Origin of the sequence: Polaribacter dokdonensis, from assembly GCF_024362345.1 — a bacterium.
GTDB lineage: Bacteria > Bacteroidota > Bacteroidia > Flavobacteriales > Flavobacteriaceae > Polaribacter > Polaribacter dokdonensis.
The window spans coordinates 347,731-370,739 of record NZ_CP101505.1 but is presented as its reverse complement, the minus strand read 5'-3'; the positions used below and the strand labels follow the sequence as shown (position 1 = coordinate 370,739).

General features: G+C 29.4%; 20 protein-coding genes. 14 read left to right on the top strand and 6 right to left on the bottom strand.

Annotation, left to right across the window (positions count from 1 at the left end):
- Positions 1–3: 3 nt before the first annotated feature.
- Positions 4–2,319, top strand: coding sequence for a DNA topoisomerase 3 (locus LPB302_RS01715; RefSeq protein ID WP_053974624.1), 2,316 nt, complete (start codon positions 4–6; stop codon positions 2,317–2,319).
- Here LPB302_RS01715 and LPB302_RS01710 read toward each other — a convergent pair.
- The 3 genes from LPB302_RS01710 to LPB302_RS01700 are packed head-to-tail and all read right to left on the bottom strand — an operon-like array spanning position 2,316 to position 4,821.
- Positions 2,316–2,537, bottom strand: coding sequence for a VF530 family protein (locus LPB302_RS01710; protein ID WP_053974623.1), 222 nt, complete (start codon positions 2,535–2,537; stop codon positions 2,316–2,318). The genes LPB302_RS01715 and LPB302_RS01710 overlap by 4 nt on opposite strands.
- The gene (locus LPB302_RS01705) at positions 2,537–3,199 is read right to left on the bottom strand and encodes an NAD(P)H-binding protein (RefSeq protein ID WP_053974622.1); all 663 of its coding nucleotides are present in this window, start codon (positions 3,197–3,199) and stop codon (positions 2,537–2,539) included. The genes LPB302_RS01710 and LPB302_RS01705 overlap by 1 nt, the downstream gene beginning before the upstream one ends.
- The gene (locus tag LPB302_RS01700) at positions 3,199–4,821 is read right to left on the bottom strand and encodes an aminopeptidase P N-terminal domain-containing protein (RefSeq protein ID WP_053974621.1); all 1,623 of its coding nucleotides are present in this window, start codon (positions 4,819–4,821) and stop codon (positions 3,199–3,201) included. Before LPB302_RS01700 ends, LPB302_RS01705 begins: the two co-directional genes overlap by 1 nt.
- 132 nt (positions 4,822–4,953) lie before the next feature.
- On the opposite strand from LPB302_RS01700, the gene gcvT reads away from it, so the two are divergent.
- Complete coding sequence (gene gcvT, locus LPB302_RS01695; protein ID WP_053974620.1) at positions 4,954–6,039, top strand: glycine cleavage system aminomethyltransferase GcvT; 1,086 nt, start codon at positions 4,954–4,956, stop codon at positions 6,037–6,039.
- 128 nt (positions 6,040–6,167) lie between these two features.
- On the opposite strand, the gene LPB302_RS01690 is transcribed toward gcvT, so the two are convergent.
- Complete coding sequence (locus LPB302_RS01690; protein WP_157593845.1) at positions 6,168–6,341, bottom strand: hypothetical protein; 174 nt, start codon at positions 6,339–6,341, stop codon at positions 6,168–6,170.
- Between the two features lie 111 nt (positions 6,342–6,452).
- Positions 6,453–7,544, bottom strand: coding sequence for a redox-regulated ATPase YchF (ychF, locus tag LPB302_RS01685; RefSeq protein WP_053974619.1), 1,092 nt, complete (start codon positions 7,542–7,544; stop codon positions 6,453–6,455).
- A 157-nt stretch (positions 7,545–7,701) separates the two neighbouring features.
- Here ychF and LPB302_RS01680 point away from each other — a divergent pair, with 157 nt between their 5' ends.
- Positions 7,702–9,204 carry a carboxypeptidase-like regulatory domain-containing protein gene (locus LPB302_RS01680; RefSeq protein ID WP_053974618.1) on the top strand — a complete coding sequence of 501 codons (1,503 nt, stop codon included), beginning with the start codon at positions 7,702–7,704 and terminating at the stop codon, positions 9,202–9,204.
- Between the two features lie 43 nt (positions 9,205–9,247).
- On the opposite strand, the gene LPB302_RS01675 is transcribed toward LPB302_RS01680, so the two are convergent.
- Positions 9,248–9,598, bottom strand: a complete 351-nt coding sequence (locus LPB302_RS01675) for a 4Fe-4S dicluster domain-containing protein (RefSeq protein WP_053975343.1) — start codon at positions 9,596–9,598, stop codon at positions 9,248–9,250.
- A 69-nt stretch (positions 9,599–9,667) separates the two neighbouring features.
- Here LPB302_RS01675 and LPB302_RS01670 point away from each other — a divergent pair, with 69 nt between their 5' ends.
- From LPB302_RS01670 to LPB302_RS01620, 11 genes are all read left to right on the top strand, one after another.
- Positions 9,668–10,729, top strand: coding sequence for an acyl-CoA reductase (locus tag LPB302_RS01670; protein ID WP_053974617.1), 1,062 nt, complete (start codon positions 9,668–9,670; stop codon positions 10,727–10,729).
- Between the two features lie 3 nt (positions 10,730–10,732).
- Positions 10,733–11,797, top strand: a complete 1,065-nt coding sequence (gene serC / locus LPB302_RS01665) for a 3-phosphoserine/phosphohydroxythreonine transaminase (RefSeq protein ID WP_053974616.1) — start codon at positions 10,733–10,735, stop codon at positions 11,795–11,797.
- A gap of 57 nt (positions 11,798–11,854) precedes the next feature.
- Positions 11,855–12,805, top strand: coding sequence for a D-2-hydroxyacid dehydrogenase (locus LPB302_RS01660; RefSeq protein WP_053974615.1), 951 nt, complete (start codon positions 11,855–11,857; stop codon positions 12,803–12,805).
- 29 nt (positions 12,806–12,834) lie between these two features.
- Positions 12,835–14,070, top strand: a complete 1,236-nt coding sequence (locus LPB302_RS01655; RefSeq protein WP_053974614.1) for a DUF1015 domain-containing protein — start codon at positions 12,835–12,837, stop codon at positions 14,068–14,070.
- Between the two features lie 2 nt (positions 14,071–14,072).
- Positions 14,073–14,741 carry a YggS family pyridoxal phosphate-dependent enzyme gene (locus tag LPB302_RS01650; protein ID WP_053974613.1) on the top strand — a complete coding sequence of 223 codons (669 nt, stop codon included), beginning with the start codon at positions 14,073–14,075 and terminating at the stop codon, positions 14,739–14,741.
- Between the two features lie 28 nt (positions 14,742–14,769).
- Positions 14,770–15,858 carry an exonuclease domain-containing protein gene (locus LPB302_RS01645; protein ID WP_053974612.1) on the top strand — a complete coding sequence of 363 codons (1,089 nt, stop codon included), beginning with the start codon at positions 14,770–14,772 and terminating at the stop codon, positions 15,856–15,858.
- Positions 15,859–16,023: 165 nt separating this feature from the next.
- Positions 16,024–17,493, top strand: a complete 1,470-nt coding sequence (locus LPB302_RS01640; RefSeq protein WP_053974611.1) for a C1 family peptidase — start codon at positions 16,024–16,026, stop codon at positions 17,491–17,493.
- Between the two features lie 7 nt (positions 17,494–17,500).
- Complete coding sequence (locus LPB302_RS01635) at positions 17,501–20,890, top strand: caspase family protein (protein ID WP_143032719.1); 3,390 nt, start codon at positions 17,501–17,503, stop codon at positions 20,888–20,890.
- A 44-nt stretch (positions 20,891–20,934) separates the two neighbouring features.
- The gene (locus LPB302_RS01630; protein ID WP_053974609.1) at positions 20,935–21,465 is read left to right on the top strand and encodes an RNA polymerase sigma factor; all 531 of its coding nucleotides are present in this window, start codon (positions 20,935–20,937) and stop codon (positions 21,463–21,465) included.
- Positions 21,466–21,468: 3 nt separating this feature from the next.
- A complete protein-coding gene (locus LPB302_RS01625; RefSeq protein WP_053974608.1) occupies positions 21,469–22,260 on the top strand; it encodes an anti-sigma factor in 792 nt (263 codons plus the stop codon).
- Positions 22,261–22,336: 76 nt separating this feature from the next.
- Entirely contained in the window at positions 22,337–23,008 is a 672-nt protein-coding gene (locus LPB302_RS01620; protein ID WP_053974607.1) for an Lcl C-terminal domain-containing protein, read from the top strand.
- The last annotated feature ends 1 nt before the right edge of the window (position 23,009 follow it).

Sequence of the window (23,009 nt, the reverse complement as noted above, 5' to 3'; positions counted from 1 at the left end):
ATTTTGAAAGTTTGTATTGCAGAGAAACCAAGTGTAGCAAGAGAAATTGCAACCATTCTAGGAGCCAAAACAAAACGAGATGGCTTCTATGAAGGTAATGGTTATGCAGTAACTTATACTTTTGGGCATTTGTGTACACTTTTAGAACCTAAAGATTATAAACCTCATTGGAAAAGCTGGGATTTAAATAATTTACCCATGCTTCCAGAACGTTTTGATACTAAAGTTACTGGCGATTCTGGAATTAAAAAACAATTTAATATTGTAAAATCTTTATTTGAAAAAGCAGATGTTGTTATAAATTGTGGTGATGCAGGAACTGAGGGAGAATTAATACAAAGATGGGTAATCAATCAATGTAATTATAAGGGCAAAGTACAACGTTTATGGATATCCTCACTAACTGAAGAAGCCATAAAAGATGGATTTAACAACCTAGAGTCTTCAGACAAATATGATAATCTTTATTATGCAGGCTATTCTAGAGCAATTGGAGACTGGCTTTTAGGTTTAAATGCAACACGTTTATACACTGTCAAATTTGGAGGCTATAAGCAAGTATTGTCTGTAGGTAGGGTACAAACTCCTACTCTAGCAATGTTGGTAAATCGTTATTTTGAAATTCAGAATTTTAAGCCACAACCTTATTGGGAGTTACAAACTACATACAGAAACACACTTTTTAATTATGAAGATGGTCGTTTCTTAAAAAAAGAAGATGGACAAGTTTTAGCTAATAAAGTTGCACAATCTGATTTTGAAATTGTTTCTGTTACTAAAAAGAAAGGAAAAGAATACGCGCCTAAACTATTTGATTTAACTGGTTTACAGGTGTATTGTAATAATAAGTTCGGATTTTCTGCAGATGAAACTTTAAAAATGGTTCAAAAATTGTACGAAATGAAAGTAGTTACTTATCCAAGAGTTGATACAACCTTTTTACCTAACGATTTGTATCCTAAAATTCATGGAATTCTATCAAAATTAACCAATTATAGTGAGTTAACACAACCACTTTTGGGCAATAAAATAAAGAAAACCAAACGTGTTTTTGATGATAAAAAAGTTACAGATCACCATGCAATAATTCCTACTGGAATTCAAGGAAACTTACAATATAATCAGCAACAAGTTTACGATATAATTACGCGTAGATTTATTGCAGTTTTTTATCCTGATTCTGACGTTTCCAATACTTCTGTAATTGGTAAAGCTGCAGAAGTACCTTTTAAAACAACTGGTAAAGAAATTATCAATAAAGGTTGGCGAGTTGTTTTTGAAAAGAAAGAATCTGCAGTAAAAAAAGAGCTAAATGCAGCTACAACTCTACCTTCTTTTGTTAAAGGAGAAAAAGGGAAACATGAACCTTCATTCTTAGAAAAAGAGACAAAACCACCAAGAAATTATACCGAAGCTAGTTTACTTAGAGCAATGGAAACTGCTGGTAAACAGGTTGATGATGATGAAATGCGTGAGTTAATGAAAGAAAATGGTATTGGTAGACCATCAACCAGAGCAAGCATCATAGAAACCTTATTTCGTAGAAAATATATAGAGCGTAAGAAAAAGTTGGTTTTACCAACACAAACTGGAATTGATCTTATTAATATTATTGATAATGAACTGCTAAAATCTGCTGAATTAACAGGTAGATGGGAAAAGCGTTTAAAGGAAATTGAACGTGGAGAATTCAATGCAGGTACTTTCATTAACAATATGAAAAAAATGGTAGATGAATTGGTTTATGAAGTACGTTCTAATAAAGTAAAAAAGAGAATATCTTCAGAAAATCAAAAATCTAACCAGCCTGAAACTAAAACGAAAGCTAAAAGTAAAAAACAAGTTGCTGGTAAAACTTGCCCTAAATGTAAAAAAGGAAAATTATTAAAAGGGTCATCTGCTTTTGGCTGTTCTGAGTATAAAAATAACTGCAATTTAAAAATCCCTTTTGTTCTATATGATAAAAAATTATCTGAAAATCAAATAATTAGACTTTTAGATAAAGGATGTACTACAAATTTAAAAGGTTTTGCTTTAGATGGTAAAAAAACGGAAGGCTTATTACGTTTTGATGATGATTATAACATTAAATTAGAACCCAAGTTAAAGCCAATCAACGAATCTAACAAATCTACTGTTAGCGAAAAAATTAGTTGTCCTAAATGTAGTACAGGAACTATTTTAAAAGGTAAAACTGCTTATGGATGTTCTAATTATAAATCTGGCTGTGATTTTGTGTTTACATTTGATAACATAAAAAAAATCGCCAATGGTAAGCCATTGACGAAAGAGTTAGTTATCAAAATTATTTCTAATTAATCTATCATATTTTTCACATAAAATTGTTCTACTTTTTCTCTAGCCCAAGGTGTAGTTCTTAAAAATTTTAACGACGATTTATAGGTAGGATTATTTTTAAATGCATTAATATTTAAGGCATAGCCCAATTCTTCCCAACCATACTCTAAATATAATTCTTCTAAAATTGTGGCTAATTTAATACCATGCAAAGGATTGTTTGGTTGCTCTTTACTCATTATTTTGTATTTGCTATTTCTTGAATTTTATCCGAACTAAAAATAGTTTCTATAGGTTTTGTGTTGGCCAAAATTCGCATACAAGTAGCTATTTTTTCTGGATGAATCATTTTATATTTCTCTAGACTTCCCACTAAAAGTGGATTAAAAACACGCATTATTCCTTGTCCCATCTTTTCTCCTAACCTAAACTCATTTCGATTTCCACCTATTAAAGATGGTCTTAAAACATAAGTATTGTTTATACGCTGGTTTAAAACATCACGTTCCATTTCTCCCTTTGTTCTATTATAAAAAACAGAACTATTTTTATCTGCACCCATTGAAGACATCACTATAAAAGTGGCAATGCCATTTTCTTTTGCAATCTTTGCTGCAGTAACAGGAATTCCATAATCAATTGCTTTGTACAATTTTTTATCTTTGGTTTTGGCAGCTGTTGTTCCAATACAACAAAAAACTTCATCTGCAACAAAGTCTTTGGTTGAATCTTCTAACGCTAATAAATCGATTATAAATTCCTCAATTTTATCTGATGTAACATCAACAGAATTTCTTGAAAATAATTTAATCTTTGAATAATTATTATCAGTTATTAATTGCTCAAGCAATAGATTTCCAGTTAAACCTGTAGCACCTAAAATAATTGCAGTTTTACCCATTATTTATCTAAATCTGGCAAAATAAATTCATCTAGAACTGATTTTTTAGCCATCATTGCTTCAATAGCTTCTGTAGTTCTTGGTGCTTCTTCAGATAGATTCACAGGTCCGTTTTTGGTTACTAAAATGTCGTCTTCAATACGTATTCCTATTCCCCACCATTTTTTATCACATGGACTCCCATCAGGTATGTAAATTCCAGGTTCCATAGTAACTACCATATTCTCTTCAAACGTATTGTAATTTCCTGGATCATGTACATCTAAACCAATGTGATGAGAAGTTCCATGAGGGAAATAATTATGTCTTTCATCTACAGATTTTATGATACCTAATTTAAATAAACCTTCGTTTATAATTTTTCTTGCTGCTTGATTTGGTGCTCCCATACTCGTACCAACTGTATATAAAGCAATACCAGCTTCTTGAGCTTCATAAACCAAATCATAAATCTCTTTTTGCTCTTTGGTAAATTTTCCGTTTGCAGGTATTGTACGTGTAACATCTGCTGTAAAACCTCTATACTCTGCACCTAAATCCATTAAAACCAAATCGTTACCAACTTTAGTTTTGTTATTCTCTATATAATGTAAAATACAGCCATTATTTCCTGCTCCAACTATTGAAGGATACCCTTCATACTCTGCTCCATATTTTTTGTATACAAATTCATGAATACCTTGTAATTCAGTTTCAGACATATGAGGTTTCATCGCTTTCATTACCTCAATTTGTCCAACAGCAGAAATTCTAACTGCTTTGGTTAACAATTTTACTTCCTCTGCAGTTTTAACTTCACGCATTGTAGCTAAATTAGTAGGTAAAAAATTTAAATCGATATTGGTTTTAGGTTTTAATGCTAATGAAATTTTTTGCTGAACTTTTTTTCTAATAGCATCTGACTCTGCAGTTTTATAGGCATTCAACAACTTATCATCTTTAATTTCTTCAGATCTAGTTGATAAACGGTCTATGATATTAATCACATTTGCACTGCTTTCTACAGGTGTTTGTGCAACATTACTGTACACATACTCTTTCATTCTAGAAAGGTATGCATCAGGATTATATGCTGCTTTTATTTTGAATGATTTTACCAAATCAAAAATATCTGCACCTCCTAAATTTCTATAATCGTCATTAAACTTTTCTATAAAAACTTTATCAAACTTCTTATAATCAATATTCGTACTTAAAAATTCTGATGCATTAAATGCCATTTTAAATCCTAACTCATTTTTAGCACCTTCTACTCCTAAACGTTTTCCATTCCATTGTTCTGCTCTAGCATCTCTTTTTTGTACATATAAAATTTCATTATAAGTATTGCCTTTAGCATCTGTCTGTTCTTCAGAAAAAAGAACTAAAACTCCATTTGGTTCTCTATAACCAGTTAAATAATAAAAGTTAGGATCTTGATGAAACACATAATCTACGTCATTTGCTCTATTTCTTAATGGATTTGCAAAAACTACAGCCACAGAATTCTTTGGCATTTTAGAACGTAATACATCTCTTCTATCCTTATGAAAATCTTTTGATAAAAAATCTGTTGGGACTTGAGCAATAGATTCTACAGAAAATACCAAACACAGAACTAATAAAAATTTAAAAACCTTCATGAAAATTTATTTATAGATTATAAACTCAAATGTAAGATTAATTCTTTTTTAAGTACAAATATTAACAGAAATTTAGTGCTTGGTTATTGCTGATTTTTCAATAATTTAGCCAAAAATTAAAGAAATCTACAAATGAAAAATATTGCTTTACATCAAGTTCATGAGAAATTGGGAGCAAAAATGGTACCTTTTGCTGGTTATAATATGCCCGTACAATATGAAGGCGTAACTGCAGAACATTTAACAGTTAGAGAATCTGTTGGTGTTTTTGACGTAAGTCATATGGGTGAGTTTTTAGTTTCTGGAGAAAATGCCTTAGCGTTAATTCAGAAAGTAACCTCTAATGATGCTTCTAAATTAGCAATTGGTGATGCTCAGTACAGTTGTTTCCCTAATACAGAAAATGGAATTGTAGATGATTTAATTTGTTACAGAATTAAAGATAATCAATATTTATTAGTGGTAAATGCTTCTAATATTGAAAAAGATTGGAATTGGATTTCTAAATATAATGAAGAGTTTGGAGCTGATCTTAAAGATTTATCTGATGATTATTCTTTATTGGCTATACAAGGACCTAAAGCTGTAGAAGCTATGCAGTCTTTATCTTCTCTAGATTTAGCAGATATTCCTTTCTACAAATTTAAAGTCGGAGATTTTGCTGGAATAGAGCATGTAATTATTTCTGCAACTGGTTATACAGGTTCAGGTGGATTTGAGATTTATTGTAAAAACTCTGAAGTAGAACAAATTTGGAATCGTGTATTTTTAGCTGGTGCTGAATTTGGAATTAAACCAATTGGTTTAGCTGCAAGAGACACTTTACGTTTAGAGATGGGATATTGTTTATATGGCAATGATATAGATGACACCACTTCTCCTATAGAAGCTGGTTTAGGTTGGATTACAAAATTTAACAAAGACTTTGTAAATGCTGATGCTTTAGCTAAACAAAAAGAAGAGAAACCTTCAAGAAAGCTTGTAGCTTTTGAACTAAATGCAAGAGGAATACCAAGACAAGGTTATGATATTGTTGATGAAGAAGGTAATACAATTGGTAATGTAACTTCAGGAACCATGAGTCCTAGTTTAAGTAAAGGAATTGGTTTAGGTTATGTACCTATTGCTTCTGCAAAAATGGGTTCACAAATTCTGATACAAATAAGAAAAAAAGCAATACCTGCTACTGTTGTAAAATTACCATTTTACAATAAATAAAACATACTATTATATAAAAGACAAAACCTCAATAACTAGGGATCATTGAGGTTTTGATACTTAATATAAGTAGGGGTTGTGCTATCAAACACTACTTGCTTTTACGCAAGCATTCTATTGAATATTTTTTAATGTTTATTTATTAGTAATTCGTTCTTAAGCGCTTTATTTTCTTTTGCTCTCTCTAAAAGAGTATTTGCTCCTGCAAAAATTAAAAAGAATACTAAAATTGTCATGGCATATTTTAACACACCAAAAGCGAAAGTATTTAACAGAATAACTTTAATTAAAAGAAACATCATAATTGTACGTTTTAACACTTCAAAACTAAACAATTAATGAATGTTGCTTTTCAATTATTATTCGAATGGTATAATTTAATAGTTAAATGGTTTTTTTAGATAGTTAAGCAATTATACGTTAAACCTGAAATGCATAACATCTCCGTCTTTAACTATATAATCCTTACCTTCTACTCTCATTTTACCAGCTTCTTTTACTTTGGCTTCAGAACCATAAGTAACATAATCTTCATAAGCAATAGTTTCTGCTCTAATGAATCCTTTTTCGAAATCTGTATGAATTACTCCTGCAGCTTGAGGTGCTGTAGAACCAATAGGAATTGTCCATGCTCTTACCTCCTTAACACCTGCAGTAAAATAGGTTTGTAAGTTTAATAATTTATATGCAGAACGTATTAAACGTGAAACACCAGCTTCTTCTAAGCCAATATCTGCTAAGAACATTTGACGCTCTTCATAATCATCCAATTCAGTAATATCTGCTTCTGTACCTACAGCTAAAACTATAACTTCTGCATCTTCTTCTTTTACAGCTTCTTTTACTTTTTCTACATATTCATTACCAGAAACTGCAGAGTTTTCATCAACATTACAAACATATAAAACTGGCTTAGCAGTAATGAATTGTAATGATTGTACAAACTCAACTTCTTTTTCATTAAAATCTAAAGCTCTAACAGAAGTACCTTGTAATAAAGTATCTTCTATTTTTAGTAAAACTACTAATTCTGCTTGTGCTTCTTTATTACCCGTTTTTGCAGTTCGTTTAACTCTTTCTAAACGTTTTTGAACCGTTTCTAAATCTTTTAACTGCAACTCAATATCAATAGTTTCTTTGTCTCTAACAGGATCAATAGAATTATCAACATGAATAATATTATCGTTATCAAAACAACGCAAAACGTGCAAAATTGCATCAGTTTCTCTAATATTTGCTAAAAATTGATTTCCTAAACCTTCACCTTTACTTGCGCCTTTTACTAAACCAGCAATATCTACAATCTCTACAGTTGCAGGTATAACTTTTTCAGGATTAACAAGTTCTTCTAACTTTTCAATTCTTGTATCTGGCACATTTACAACTCCCAAGTTTGGTTCAATTGTACAAAAAGGAAAGTTAGCACTTTGCGCTTTTGCATTTGATAAACAGTTAAACAAAGTTGATTTTCCTACGTTTGGTAATCCTACAATTCCAGCTTTCATAAATAAAATTTACAGTTTAAAAGAAAGGTAATTAACTTAATTTAAGTTAAGTATTCTTAAATTTTGAGAATGCAAATATAATACTTTGTTAAACTTAAACTCATATTTATTTACAAAAGTAAAATTGAATTACTTTTCATGAAAAATCAACCAAATTATGATAAAAAAATTACTTCTTACATTACTATTTTCTAATTTAATTTTTACCTCTAATGCTCAATCAATAACAGGAAAAGTTCTTAGTAAAAAAACTCTAAAGCCAATAGAAGGTATTGCTATTGTTACCGATTTAAAAAACGGAACTACCACAAATAGTAAAGGAGTATTTACCTTAGATATTTCTAATGTTGCTAAAATTACATTTACCAATCTAAATTACGAGACTTTGGTTTTATCTCAAAAGAATTTTAAGGCTAAAAACTATACTGTATATCTAGAAGAGAAAGTGAATGAACTTGCAGAGATAAAACTAAATCTTAAAAAAATATCTTTAGATTCTATTGTAGCAAAAACATTAAGAAGTATGAAGAACAATTATGTAAAAGGAGCTTCTACCAGTAATTTTTATGTTAGAGAAAATAGTATTATCAATTTTAAAAATTTAGAATTAAATTTAGATAAGAGTGCACTTCTTAGCAGAAAGAAGAAAAAAATGGCAGAAAAAGAACTTGCAGCATATGCCAACAACCTAAAAAATAGCGATCCTGTTTTTTCCAATGAATTTTATGGGAAATTCAAAACAAAAAAAGTGTTTTCAGAGAAAATTAAGAAATATTATAATGTAGATAAAATAGATACTGTGCAAGGTTTTAAATCTATGCAAAACAATAAACAAATAACGATAAAGAAAGCTCAAGAAGATTTACAAAACATAATACTTAAAAACTTGGATAAAGATAAAACCTATAAAATTAGTTCAGGGTTATTTAAAATAGAAGACTCTTTGTCTATTAAAGAAGTAATTCAAGATGCAGACTCTTTACATTTGGTAAATACGTTTAACGAGTTTTCTGCAACAAGCGCTTTTACAAATGCTAAATATAAAGGCCGATTTTTCTATTTCAAAAAGCAACAAAACTTTTTAAACAGCAAATACTATCATCATTCTTTGAGTAGCAATGAATTTTTAGGTTCAGATTTAATGTATGTACTCAACTTTAAACCTAGAAAATCGAAATCAAAATTTAGTGGTAAAATATTCATTAATCCCAAAGATTTTACCATTTCAAAATTAGAATATCAATTTGCAGAAGGTAAAAAGGGTCAGAACTTGAACCTAAAATGGCTTTTAGGTATAAAGGTTTCTGAAGATGTAAATAAAGTAACCCTATATTATGAGAAAAATAAAGAGGATAAAGTGTACAACTCTTACTTTAAAGAAACTAAAAGTGCTTATGCATACGTTCATAGGCCTATAAAGTTTAAAGAAAATTCAGAAACAAAAAATAAAGTGAAGTTCGATATCAAAATTGAAATGGATACCAAAGAAATTAGAGAAGTTTATTTATCTGAAGTAGTATCTATGGATAAAGACCAGGTTCAAAAAGTTGTTAAGGACAAAAAAATAAAGAAAAACCAATACTTATCAGTAAGTGAATACAACACAAAACATTGGAAAAACCGACAATTGGTAACCAATTATCTAAAAAAATATGAATAAAAAAAGCCTCTAATAAATTAGAGGCTTTTTTAAAATATCTTATTTATGAATTGTGCATAAACGCTTGTTTTTCTAACAAAACTTCTTCTGTTTCAACATTATCTTCATCTGGTACACAACAATCTACAGGACAAACTGCTGCACATTGTGGCTCTTCATGAAAACCTTTACACTCTGTACATTTATCTGCAACTATGTAATAAATTTCATCAGAAACAGGCTCTTGGTCTTCCTCTGCATTTGCAGATTTTCCATTAGGTAATACAATATTTCCACTTAAGTCTGTACCATCTGCATACTTCCAATCATCTGCACCTTCGTAAATTGCAGTATTAGGACATTCAGGCTCACAAGCCCCACAATTTATACACTCATCTGTTATTATAATTGCCATAATTTTCTTTTCTGTTTTTGTACCTTTGCAATTGCAAAAATAAAGCCAAAATAATAGACAACCAAATAAATGACTAGTATTCAAAACAGAATTACTGCATTCGCAAAATTAGGTGACTTTTTAAGTCAGTTTTCATCAGATAAGATTGAGAAAAAACCAAATATTGAGCATAATGATTTATTTTTTGAAGGGTTTCAGCATCAAATTAAATTAGCACAAGAAAATAACTCTTGGTTTACCAAAGACAACATTTTATTTGCTATACAAAGTTGGTCTAAAGCATTATCTACAGAAAATTTAAATGATTTTATTAAAGAGGTTAATCTTACCAAAAATTCCAGTAAAAAGGTAGCTATAATAATGGCTGGAAACATACCTTTGGTTGGTTTTCATGATTTTTTATCGGTTTTAATTTCTGGTCATGAAGTGATTATAAAACAATCTTCTAGTGATAAACATTTACTACCATTTTTGGCTAAATATTTAGAATACGTGGAAGAAACTTTTAAAGGTAAAATTGCATTTACTGAAGAAAAATTGAGCTATTTTGATGCTGTAATAGCAACAGGAAGTAATAATACAGCTCGTTATTTTGAATACTATTTTAAAAACAAACCAAACATCATTAGAAAAAGTAGAAATTCTGTTGCAGTTATAACAGGTAATGAAGGTGATGAAGATTATATTGGTTTAGCAAATGATGTTTTTCAATATTTTGGTTTAGGATGCAGATCTGTTTCTAAATTATATGTTCCTAAAAATTATAATTTTGATGCCTTTTTTAATGGAATGTACACCAAAAAAGAAATTATAAATAATGCTAAATACGCAAACAACTACGATTATAACAAGGCTGTTTATTTAATGAGCGAGTTTGATTTGTTAGAAAATGGTTTTTTAATGATAAAAGAAGATCAAAGTTATTCCTCACCTATTGCTACTATTTTTTACGAATATTATGATAATGAGGTTGATTTAAAAATTAAGTTACATGAAGACAGAGAAAAAATACAGTGTATTGTAGCAAAAGACTTTCTAGAACATGAAATTGCTTTTGGGCAAACGCAACACCCACAATTAACAGATTATGCAGATGGTGTAAATACACTAGAATTCTTGTCTAAATTATAAGTTATGAAAAAACACAATTTTAGTGCTGGTCCTTGTATTTTACCAGAAGAAGTTCTACAAAAAGCATCTGAAGCTATTTTAAATTTTAATGATGACAATTTATCATTAATAGAAATTTCACATAGAAGTAAGCCATTTGTAACTGTTATTGAAAAAGCTAGAGCCTTAGCTTTAGAACTTTTAGGTCTAGAGAATAAAGGATACAAAGCTTTGTTTTTACATGGAGGTGCAAGCATGGAGTTTTTAATGGTGGCTTATAATCTATTACAAAAAAAAGCAGCTTATTTAAATACAGGTACTTGGTCTGATAAAGCCATTAAAGAAGCCAAAGAATTTGGTGAAATTGTAGAAGTTGCCTCGTCAAAAGACAAAGGTTTCAATTATATACCTAAAGGATATTCAATACCTAATGATGCTGATTACTTTCATTGTACTAGTAATAATACTGTTGCAGGAACTCAAATGAAAGATTTTCCACAGACTGATGTTCCTTTAATATGTGACATGAGTTCAGATATATTTTCTCGTCAATTAGATTTTGAAAAATTTGATTTAATTTATGCTGGAGCTCAAAAAAACATGGGGCCAGCAGGCACAACTCTAGTAATTATTAAAGATGGTATTTTAGGTAAAGTTGAAAGACAAATACCTTCTATGCTAAACTACCAAACACATTTAGAGAAAGACAGCATGTTCAATACACCAGCTGTTTTTCCTGTTTATGTATCGATGTTAACTTTACAATGGTTAAAAGATTTAGGAGGCATACCTTTCATTGAGAAAGTGAACAATCAAAAGGCTGAACTTTTATATTCAGAGATTGATAGAAATCCATTATTTAAAGGAATTGTAGCCAAGGAAGATAGAAGTACAATGAATGCAACTTTTGTACTAACAGATGACTCCTTAACTGAGAAGTTTGATAAAATGTGGCAAGATGCAAACATTAATGGTTTACATGGTCATAGATCTGTAGGTGGTTACAGAGCAAGTATGTACAATGCTTTGCCTTTGTATAGTGTGCAAGCATTAGTAGATGTAATGCAAGAATTAGAAAGAAATAATTAAAATAATATATTGAAAATCAAACCTAAGGTTTTCAAAATTTCAATTTGTAGATAGATAATGACAATATTAGCAAACGACGGAATTACATTAAAAGGAATCGAAGCTTTAGAAAAAGCAGGTTTTGAAGTAAACATTACTAAAGTTGCTCAAAATCAATTAGAAAATTTTATTAATGATAATAATATTGATGGAGTTTTAGTAAACTCAAACACCCAAATTAGACAAGAACTAATAGAAGCTTGCCCATCTTTAAAATTGATTGGAAACTCAAGCGTAAATATGGATAATATAGATGTTGATTTTGCAATCGATAATGGTTTACATGTAATAAATCCTAAAAATGCCTCAGCAAGTTCTGTAGCAGAATTAGTATTTGCTCATCTTTTTGGTATGGCTCGTTTTTTACATTCATCTAATAGAGAAATGCCTTTAGAAGGAGATATGCGTTTTAAAGAATTAAACAAGGCGTATGCTTTAGGTACAGAATTAAGAGGTAAAACTATTGGTATTTTAGGCTTTGATAAAGTTGGCCAAGAAGTTGCAAAAATTGCAATTGGTTTAGGAATGCATGTTATGGCTTATGATGATTTTGTTGAAGAAGCAACCATAACTTTAGACTTTTACAATCAGCAAAAAATAGATTTTACCATTCATACAGATGCAATTGATGATGTTTTTAAAGAATCAGATTTTATCTCTTTGCACTTAACAAATCATGAAGATTATATTATTACTGCTACTGAGTTCGATAAAATGAAAGAAGGTGTTGGTTTTATAAATACAGCAAAAGGTGGAATTTTAAACGAAGTAGATTTAGTAAGTGCTATAGAAAGTGGTAAGGTACAATATGCAGGTTTAGATGTTTTTGAAACAGAACCAACCCCAGCAGTTCAACTTTTAATGAACTCAGAAATTTCGCTTTCTCCAAATATTGGTTCATCAACTAAAGAGGCACAAGAAAGAGCTGGTTTAGAACTAGCAAATCAAATTATTAAATTGTTAAACTAGATTTATTTTATAAAAACTAATATCAATTAATGGCAATTGTAAAACCGTTTAAAGCTGTAAGACCAAGTAGAGATAAAGCTGCTTTAGTTTCCTCTAAATCTTATGAGGCTTACACTCCTGCAGAATTGGGTGCCAAACTAAATTTTAATCCTTTTAGTTTTTTGCATATCCTAAATCCAGATTACAAATACCATCAAGAAGTTTCTAGTGAACAACGTTTTCAATTAGTTCATAAAAAATATAGTGAGTTTAAAAGCAACGCTTATTTCACTAAAGATGATAAGCCTGCTTTTTATATTTATCAAAACAACACTCCAACAAAATCGTATTGTGGAATAATTTCTGCAACTGCAGCAGAAGATTATCATAATAATGTAATTAAAAAACACGAAGATACACTTCAAAAAAGAGAGGTTCTTTTCGAGAAATACCTAAAGAAAACTGGTTTTAATGCAGAGCCAGTATTACTTACCTATCCTGATAATGATGTTATAGAAAACATCATTAAAAAACACCAATTAGAAAGACCTGAGTATGAATTTGCAACTACAGATAAAAACACGCATTTTCTTTGGGTTATAAATCATGAAGAAGAAATTAATTTAATATCTGAAGCTTTTAAAAATGTTGCTACTTTATATATTGCAGATGGGCACCATAGAACAACATCTTCTTGTTTGCTAGCCAAAAAATTAGCAGCAGAAAATAAAAATCATACAGGAAATGAAGCTTATAATTATTTCATGAGCTATTTATTACCTGAAAGTCAAGTTGATATCTATGAGTTTAATAGATTCATTAGAGATTTAAACGGATTAACTTCAACTCAGTTTTTAGAAGAATTAGGTAAAGTTTTTCAAATTAAAAAGAAGCATCAAGAAATATTTAAGCCATCAGAAAAAAATGAATTTAGTATGTATTTAGATGGCGAATTTTATGCTTTAAGTTTAAAAGATTCCATTTATAAAATTACGGATGAATTGAGCAAATTAGATGCTCAAATTTTATTTACTACTGTGTTAAAACCAATTTTAGGGATTAATGACATCAGAAATGATTCTAAAATTGTGTATTCTCAGAATAAATCTGGCAGTTTAGAATTAAAAACAAAGGTAGATACAGGAGAATTTAAAGTATCTTTTGGCATGTTACCAGCTACAATTGATGAACTTAAAAATATTGTAGATGCAGATTTATTGATGCCTCCAAAAACAACTTTTATAGAGCCAAAATTAAGAAGTGCTTTAACCATATACGAACTATAAATATGATTCAAGAAAACTTAAAAAAAATAAAAGCTACTTTACCTAATAACGTAACATTAGTTGCAGTTTCTAAAACAAAACCTGTAGAAGATTTACAAGATGCTTATGATGCAGGTCAGCGTGTTTTTGGAGAAAACAAAATTCAAGAAATGGTAGATAAGTTCGATGTTTTACCAAAAGATATTCAATGGCATATGATTGGTCATTTACAGAGTAATAAAGTAAAATATATGGCTCATTTTGTAAATTTAATTCATGGTGTTGATAAACTAAAAACCTTAAAAGTAATAAACAAAGAAGCCAAGAAACACAATAGAGTAATTAATTGTTTATTACAGGCCAAAATAGCAGAAGAAGATTCAAAGTTTGGTTTGTCTTTTGCTGATATTGATTCTATTTTACACTCAGATGACTTTGCAGCATTAGAAAACATTAATGTTGCTGGGTTTATGGGAATGGCTACATTTACTTCTGATGAAAATCAATTAAACAATGAGTTTTCATCACTTAAAAAATTCTTCGACAAACAGAAAGAGGCAATAGAATTATCTAACTGCAATTTAGAAATTTTATCTATGGGTATGAGTGGAGATTATCCTTTAGCAATTGAAAACGGAAGTACTATGGTTAGAGTTGGTAGTGCAATATTTGGCAGTAGAAATTATAATTAGTAAATTCGACCAAAAAGAGAAATAGAATTTGTACGCAATTTTAGATATTGAGACTACTGGAGGTAAATTTAATGAAGAAGGCATTACAGAAATTGCGATTTATAAATTTGACGGTCAAGAAATTGTAGACCAATTTATTTCTCTTATCAATCCAGAAAAACCAATTCAAGAATTTGTTGTTAGATTAACTGGTATCAACAATAAAATGCTTAAAAATGCACCAAAATTCTATGAGGTTGCTAAACGAATTGTAGAAATTACCAAAAACTGTATAATAGTTGCTCATAACTCAGCTTTCGATTATCGAATTTTAAGAACAGAATTTGACAGACTTGGGTATGATTTTGAGAGAAATACGTTATGTACTGTAGAATTGAGTCAGGCACTTATTTTAGATCAGCCTTCTTACAGTTTAGGAAAACTTACCAAATCATTAGGAATACCAATAACAGACAGACATAGAGCAACTGGAGATGCCTTGGCTACAGTAAAATTATTTAAATTATTATTAACCAAAGACAATAAAAAAACAATAATTCAGAATGCTATTAAGTATTTTGATAAGCGATTAGAAAAACAAAAGCTTAAAAATTTAATAGAAGAAATACCTGCAGTTTTAGGTGTTTATTACATTCATGATACCAATGGAAAAGTTATTTATATTGGGAAAGGAAAAAATATAAAGTCGGAGATTAACAACCTATTTATAAAAACTTCTAGACGTTCTGTAAGAGTGCAAGAAAGAGCTACTTCTGTTTCTTTTGATAAGACAGGAAACGAACTTTTTACGCGTCTAAAATACTATTTAGAGCTAGAGGCTTTAACTCCGAAATTCAATTTTAAAAAGAAGTTTAAACACGTTTTCGACAATTTCAATAATGACAATTTTCTAATTATTGATAAAGGAAGAGAAGTTGAAGAACATGCAGTTGTTTTAATTGAAAATAACGAAGTAAGTAGTTATGGATATACCAATCTAGCATTTCAAGAAAACAATATTGATATATTAAAGTCAATCTTAACAACGATTGAAGAAAAACAAATTGCCAAAACTGTTATTAAAAATTACTTAAACCGAAATAAAGTTAAAAAGATTATTAGGTTGGACAATCTATAAATATTGAAAAAACTACTTTATATCTACAATTAATTCAATAAGAATTCATCAAAAAATTTAAAGAAACTTGGGTTCTGCCTAAAGAATAAAAAAATACGTCAGATGACGTATTTTTTTATTTGCATTAATTAGATAACTTTGTTAGGCAACCATAAAACTCCCAAAATGAAACAATTATTTTTTATTTCGTTTCTATTATTAACGTCAATTCATTCGTATTCTCAATTTGCAACAGGTTTAGAACCAGCATCAGATGATGATTATTCTAACATTGCAACTACAATTCCTTTAATCACCAGAAGTTTTAAAGCAATGCCTTCATCATATAGTTTAAAGGCCTACTGCCCTACTCCAAAAAGCCAAGGAGCACAATCTTCTTGTGTTGGTTGGGCAAGTGCTCATGGAGCTAGAACTATTTCTTATGCTGTAAAAAATGGATGGAAAAACAATAAAACCAAGATAAATGCAAATACATTTTCACCTTCTTTTATTTATAACTCAATAAAAAATCCAAGAAAAAGTGATAATACTTTAGATGTAAAATGCGAAAGAGGCTCAAGTCTTACAAGTGCTGCTCTTGTATTAAAAAAGTTTGGAGTTGTTAAAAACAATGATTTTCCCTACAATGTAAATAACTGTTCTGCACAACCAACAAATTACTTGGTAAATAAAGCTAGTGAGCATAAAATTAGTCATTTCGAAAAATTAAATGATAGAGGCTATAATGCAAATTTGGTAAACAATGTTAAAAAAGCGATTTCAAAAAATCATCCAGTCTTATTTGGCTTATTCAATTATGGTAAAATAATATTTGAGCCAGGCACCTTTGTTTACAAGAGAAATCCAGGTAATAAAGGACATGCTTTAGTAGTTGTTGGTTATGATGATAATAAGTATGGAGGAGCTTTTGAAATTATGAATTCTTGGGGTTCTTGGTGGGGAAATAAAGGTTTCTTTTGGATTAAGTACGAGGATTACAAAGCTCAAGCAAAAGAAAATTACGTAATTATAGATCAATTAAGTAATCCAACTCCTGTTGTTGATAAAAATAAAACTACAATTGCAAACAATAAATTAGGAGGAGAATTGAAGCTAAGATTAAGTTCTGGTAAAAACATGCCAGTAAGTTTAACTGATGGTGCATCTAGAAACTTTAATATAGTTAAGGCTTCAAAAACAACTTATAGCGTAAATGAATCTTATACCTCAGGTACTCAATTTAGAATTTATTTAAACAGTAAACAAAGAGGTTACGTGTATTTATTAGGTTATGGATCAGCAGATAAATCTGTAAATAAATTATATCCTTTTGGCAGTTACAGTGATTTTTTTAATTATTCTAATAGTGAAATTGCTTTGCCAAATGAAGACTACTTTATTGAGTTTGACAACAAACCTGGTAGAGATATTTTATGTGTTTTATATAGCAAAGAAAAACTGAATATAAATAGTATTGTAAGTAAGGTAAAATATGGTTCTGAAGACTTTGTTTCGAGGGTTAAAAAAGCCTTAGCCAATAAGATGTATAAAGGGTCTGACATTAACTTTAGTAAAGACAAAATTGCATTTAATGCCAGTTCAAATAATGTAACTTCAAAAATTATTCCTATTTTTATTGAAGTCAACCACCAATAAAACTGCTATGAAAAATTTTAAAATCTTTTTCCTACTAATCTGTTTATCAAGTTTTTCAACTTTATCACAATCTTATTATGTCTATGAAGAAAATTTTGACGGAAGCTCAAATTGGCCTGAAGGAAATACAGAATTTAGTGAATTAAGCGTTTACAATAATCGTTATTATTTTGAGCATAAAAGAACTGAAAAAAGTTGGCAGATAATTACATCTGAATTTGATTTAGATAGTTCTAAAGATTTTGATATTGAAACTAAAATTCAGAAAATATCAGGTTCAGCCAACTCAGGAATTACCTTTAAGTATGATTATAAAGATGCAGACAATTACAAAGAATTGGGTATTGCTACCAATGGCTATTTTAGAGTTGCACAATCTGTTAATGGTACCTATTCTAATTTAAAAGCTTGGACCAAATCAGATAAAGTTAATACTGGTAATTACAGTACAAACATTCTTCGTATTTCTAAAAAGGGAAATACTGTGAGCTTTTATGTAAATGATGCTTATGTATACTCTACTACTCACAAAGCTTTTGTAGGTAAGAAAATGGCAATTGCCCTGTATAAAAACCAAAAGATTTCTATAGACTACATAAGAGCTAAAAGTTCTAGTGCTAAAAAGAAAGTGGTTACAAAAAACACCAAAACTATTTTATTTGAAGGTTTTAACAACAATAACAACAATTGGGCTATTGCAGATGATGCAGATAGAACTTTTCAAGTAAAAGATGGTGATTATCATATACATCATAAAAGAGATCATAAAGGATGGTCTACAAGTATTGAAAAAGAAATTGACACCAAAAGAGATTTTAAAATTGCTGCTCAAATAAAAAAAGTAAGTGGAATAACCAATAATGGTTATGGAATTATGTTTGGTAGATTAAATAATGATAACCAAAATCAGTTCTTTATATCTGCAGATGGTTCTTATAATATTAAGAAAATTAAGAATGGCGTAACTACTTATCCTAAAAACTGGACCAAAAGTAGCTACATAAAAAAAGGTCAAGGTGTTTACAATTACTTAGAAGTAAGGCAAAAAAGTGGCAATCTTGAATACTACATCAATTCTAACTTAGTATTTACAGAATATAATCCAGAGTATTTTGGAAAAAGAGTTGGTTTTATTGTTTATAAAAATCAAAAAATTCAAATAGGCTATTTAAGCATTGCTTATCTAAAAAATGATGGTAATAATAACTATAAAAAAGATGAAAACTTTACTGAAGTACTTACAGAAAACTTTAGTAACAATAACAATGATTGGTCTTTAACAAACTCAGAAAGTGTTTCTTTATCTATCTCTAATGGAAAATATTATCTTAATCATAAAAGAGATGAAAAAGGTTGGCTAACCAACTTAAACCAGTCTTTTGATACAAAGAAAGACTTTGAAATAGAAACTAAATTAGAGCATATTTCAGGAGATAAAAATTCGCCTTTTGGTTTAACTTGGGGTAAAGAAGGTACTAATTATTTTAACTTTTTAATTACTGATACAGGTTATTATAAAATAACAAGAACTGTAAATAATAAAAATGAGGATATTATAAAATGGGTAAAAACTTCTAGCATAAAAGATAGTGCCAACATTCTTAAACTAAAAAAAGAAGATGATTCTTACAAATTTTATATTAATGGTACTTTTTTAACTAAAATAGATTTTGAACCTTTTAATGGTTCTTACTTAGGTTTTGCTATATATTACAAACAAAAAGTAGCTGTAGATTATTTAAAAATTAAAACCAAAACAAGTACCAAATTAAACCCAACTAAAAAGTCTACAATTCTAACTGCACCTTTAGTAGATAATTTTAACAACAACAATAGTAATTGGAATTTAGATGATGCAACAGACTATGAAGTAGATTTAAAAAATGGGCAATTATTGTTATCTAGAAAAACCAAAGGAGGTATTTTTATAAGCAGAGAATTAGATTTAAATACAAGTAAAGATTTTATTTTAGAAACAGCTATCAATGAAAAAAATACTTCTGATGGTTGGTATGGAATTACATTTGGTAGAAAAAACTCAGCAAACGAATTTTCATTTTTGTTATCTGGTAATGGAAGTTACAAGTACAGAAAATTTGATAATGATGAATACAAAGAGATAATTCCGCTCACATTTTCATCAGCAATTAAGCAAGGAGAAAATACACCTAATAAAATAAAAATTGTAAAATCTGGTTCATTATTACGTTTTTACATCAATGATCAATATGTAAATGAGACTCCATTTGAATCTTTCTTTGGCAACAAAATAGGTTATACTATTTATTTTGATAGAAAAATTGCAGTAGATTATTTAAAAGTAGATTATCAGTCATTAAGCTATAACAATCCTCCAATAGTAACAATATCTGAACCTAATGTAGAATTAAAAAGAGGATTCAAAATTGTTCAAACAAAGCGAATTTTAGTTAAAGGTCAAGCTTCAGATTCTGATGGAATTTACGAAATAACAGTAAATGGTGTTGAAGCAAATGTGCAAGAAGATGGAACTTTTATAGCAAATGTTCCATTAAAATATGGTAAGAATGATTTAATTGTAAAAGCAACAGATTTAAAACAAGCATCATCAACCAAAACATTTGTAATAAAAAGATCATCACCAAATATAGATCAAGATGTAATTACAGATAACACTACCAACAAAGATTTAGATATTGGTTTTGGTAAATATTATGCACTTATAATTGGTGTTAGCGATTATACAGACACAACCATACAAGGTTTAAAAGGTGAACCTACAAAAGATGCACAAGCTTTAGCAGATGTTTTAACTTCTAAATATAGTTTTGCAAAAGAAAATGTTACATTACTTAAAAACCCTACAGAAAATCAGATTAATAGAGAGTTTATTAAACTAAGCAGAAAAGTAGGTAGTAATGACAATTTAGTCATTTTCTATGCTGGCCATGGAAATTATGATAAAACCACAGAAAAGGGCTATTGGATGCCTTCTAATGCTAATATGGAGTTTGAAGAGAACATCATATTAAATACAAGTATTGTAACCTACATTAAAGCAATACCTTCTAAACATACTTTGTTAATTTCTGATGCGTGTTTTAGTGGTAGTATTTTAACCACAAACAGATCTTATAAAACTGCTTCTAAAGCTGTGCAAAAAAAATATGAGTTGCCAAGTAGAAAAGCCATTACTAGTGGTACTTTAACAACTGTGCCTAATGAAAGCGTATTTATGAAATATCTTTTAAAAAGATTAAATCAAAATACTCAAAAGTATTTATCTGCAGGTCAATTATTTAACATGATAGAAGATCCTGTTATTAATAATACAACAGGAGATAATCAACCTCAATATGCTCCAATTAGTAGAACTGGAGATGAAGGAGGAGATTTTATATTTATAAAAAGAATTTAATTTTATTGATTAATTTATTCTACTTTAGCCCTAGTAATTAATCTATGAATCAAGAACAACTTATTTTACAATTTCAGAAAAAGGATGTGAAAGCATACGAAAAACTATACAGTTTATACTGTGATAGTATTTCTGGTGTTGTAAATAACATTGTTAAGAATGATGATGTTGCTCAAGAAATTACTCAAGACGTTTTTATAAAAGCCTGGAATAAAGCAGATACCTACTCTGCTAAAAAGGGTCGTTTTTTCACGTGGTTATTGAATATTGCAAGAAATGCAGCCATAGATTATACACGTTCTAAAAAATTTAAACAGTCTAAGCAAAACCTTAACGCAGATTTTTTCGTAGATATATTAGAGAGCAGTTCTAGTTTAGATAGTTCTACAAATACAATTGGTTTAAAAGAGTTTGTTACCAAGTTAGGTGATACTTGTAAATCTGTTATAGAACTTTTATACTTTAAAGGCTTTACACAAAAAGAAGCATCAGAAGAATTAAACATGCCTCTAGGAACAATAAAAACAAGAAATAGATCTTGCATTGGCGAATTACGTATAATGTTAGGCGTATAAAAAATGAATACTAAAGATTACATAGCATCTGGAATTTTAGAACTGTATGTTGCAGGCTCGCTTTCTGAAAAAGAAAATGAGGAAGTGCACAATGCAATTTTGGAAAATCCTGAGTTATTAGCAGAAGTAAAATCCATAGAAAATGCGATTGTACAATTAACTGCTTTTGCAAAGAAAGATGCTGCTTATTCATTTAACGATATTAAAGGTCAACTAGCTGCTAATGAGCCAAAAGTAATTCCACTTACTACACCAAAATCTAATTGGAAAACTTACGTTGGTTGGGCTGCAGCCATTATATTTGGTTCTACTTTAATACTTTCAGTGTTACAGAACAATCAATTAAAAGAACAATTAGCATCAGAAAACTTAGAAAAAGTAACTTTAGAGGCTCAAATAGATAGTGCATCCACTAGTTTAGCTGCTGCAGAAAAATTAATAGAAGTTTTTAGAGATAAAGATATTGTATCTGTTCCTTTAGATGGTCAAAAAGTTTCTCCTACTTCATATGCTAAAGTTTATTGGGATAAAAAAACAAACTCAATTTATTTAGACGCAAAAGGATTACCTGAACCACCAAAAGGTAAAGTATACCAAGTTTGGTCTTTAAAACTAAGCCCTTTAACACCAACAAGTTTAGGAACCTTAGATTCTTTTACAGCAGATGCTAACAAAATTTTTACCATTACAAATGCAAACGAATCTGAAGCATTTGGTATTACTTTAGAACCTGCAGGAGGTAGTGAATCTCCTAACTTAGAACAACTGTATACTTTAGGAGCTGTTTCACCTTAAAATCACATAATTTTCTAAATTTTACCTAAACAAAAATTTGTTATATTTTTGCAAATCTTATAGTTATCTATAAAAAATGAAAAAAAATATACAATTACTTTTTGGTTTACTTATAATTATTTTAGTGTTTTCATCTTGTTCAGGCTCTAGTTCTGAAGGTGAAACTACAGAAGAAATTGATGCTTGTACCCTATTAGAATGTCAAGAAAATGCTTCTGTTGTAGACTGTGCATGTGTTTGTGATGAAGGTTATTTAGGCGAAGATTGTACAGATTTAGATGTTGCTTTTACGCAAAAGTATTTAAATGATGGTATCTCTCCTTTCGATTTATTAGATGCGAATATTCCTATTGATAGTGTTTATGGTAAAGTATTTCAAGATGGGATTATTTTTAAGTTAAATACCGTAAGTAAAATTGTAAAAGTTACAGCAATTACAGATTCTCCAGAGACTTTAAATTGGCCAGAAGCTATAGATTACTGTGAGGCTTTTGAAGTAAACGACTATACAGATTGGTATCTGCCAGATTTACAAGAACTTGGTGAAATTAGAACAAAATTATATGCTGAACTTAAAGTAGGCGATTTTAACGATGATTTCTATTGGAGTTCAGAAACACAAGATTCAGATCCTAATAATGCAATGGCTGTTTTCTTCTTAAATGGTAATGTTGGTCCTATAGAAAAAGCTCGAGTAAATCCTGTGAGCTACAATCATGTAAGACCAGTAAGAAGTATTGAAGAATAAA

Bases quoted from the DNA above. Each gene is read 5' to 3' on its own strand.
- LPB302_RS01670 (WP_053974617.1), top strand. From the start codon at position 9,668: ATGACTAGTATTCAAAACAGAATTACTGCATTCGCAAAATTAGGTGAC.
- LPB302_RS01705 (WP_053974622.1), bottom strand. From the start codon at position 3,199: ATGGGTAAAACTGCAATTATTTTAGGTGCTACAGGTTTAACTGGAAAT.
- ychF (WP_053974619.1), bottom strand. From the start codon at position 7,544: ATGAAAGCTGGAATTGTAGGATTACCAAACGTAGGAAAATCAACTTTG.
- LPB302_RS01700 (WP_053974621.1), bottom strand. From the start codon at position 4,821: ATGAAGGTTTTTAAATTTTTATTAGTTCTGTGTTTGGTATTTTCTGTA.
- LPB302_RS01690 (WP_157593845.1), bottom strand. From the start codon at position 6,341: ATGATGTTTCTTTTAATTAAAGTTATTCTGTTAAATACTTTCGCTTTT.
- LPB302_RS01625 (WP_053974608.1), top strand. From the start codon at position 21,469: ATGAATACTAAAGATTACATAGCATCTGGAATTTTAGAACTGTATGTT.
- LPB302_RS01640 (WP_053974611.1), top strand. From the start codon at position 16,024: ATGAAACAATTATTTTTTATTTCGTTTCTATTATTAACGTCAATTCAT.
- LPB302_RS01660 (WP_053974615.1), top strand. From the start codon at position 11,855: ATGACAATATTAGCAAACGACGGAATTACATTAAAAGGAATCGAAGCT.
- LPB302_RS01710 (WP_053974623.1), bottom strand. From the start codon at position 2,537: ATGAGTAAAGAGCAACCAAACAATCCTTTGCATGGTATTAAATTAGCC.
- LPB302_RS01635 (WP_143032719.1), top strand. From the start codon at position 17,501: ATGAAAAATTTTAAAATCTTTTTCCTACTAATCTGTTTATCAAGTTTT.
- LPB302_RS01680 (WP_053974618.1), top strand. From the start codon at position 7,702: ATGATAAAAAAATTACTTCTTACATTACTATTTTCTAATTTAATTTTT.
- gcvT (WP_053974620.1), top strand. From the start codon at position 4,954: ATGAAAAATATTGCTTTACATCAAGTTCATGAGAAATTGGGAGCAAAA.
- LPB302_RS01650 (WP_053974613.1), top strand. From the start codon at position 14,073: ATGATTCAAGAAAACTTAAAAAAAATAAAAGCTACTTTACCTAATAAC.
- LPB302_RS01675 (WP_053975343.1), bottom strand. From the start codon at position 9,598: ATGGCAATTATAATAACAGATGAGTGTATAAATTGTGGGGCTTGTGAG.
- LPB302_RS01620 (WP_053974607.1), top strand. From the start codon at position 22,337: ATGAAAAAAAATATACAATTACTTTTTGGTTTACTTATAATTATTTTA.
- LPB302_RS01655 (WP_053974614.1), top strand. From the start codon at position 12,835: ATGGCAATTGTAAAACCGTTTAAAGCTGTAAGACCAAGTAGAGATAAA.
- LPB302_RS01630 (WP_053974609.1), top strand. From the start codon at position 20,935: ATGAATCAAGAACAACTTATTTTACAATTTCAGAAAAAGGATGTGAAA.
- serC (WP_053974616.1), top strand. From the start codon at position 10,733: ATGAAAAAACACAATTTTAGTGCTGGTCCTTGTATTTTACCAGAAGAA.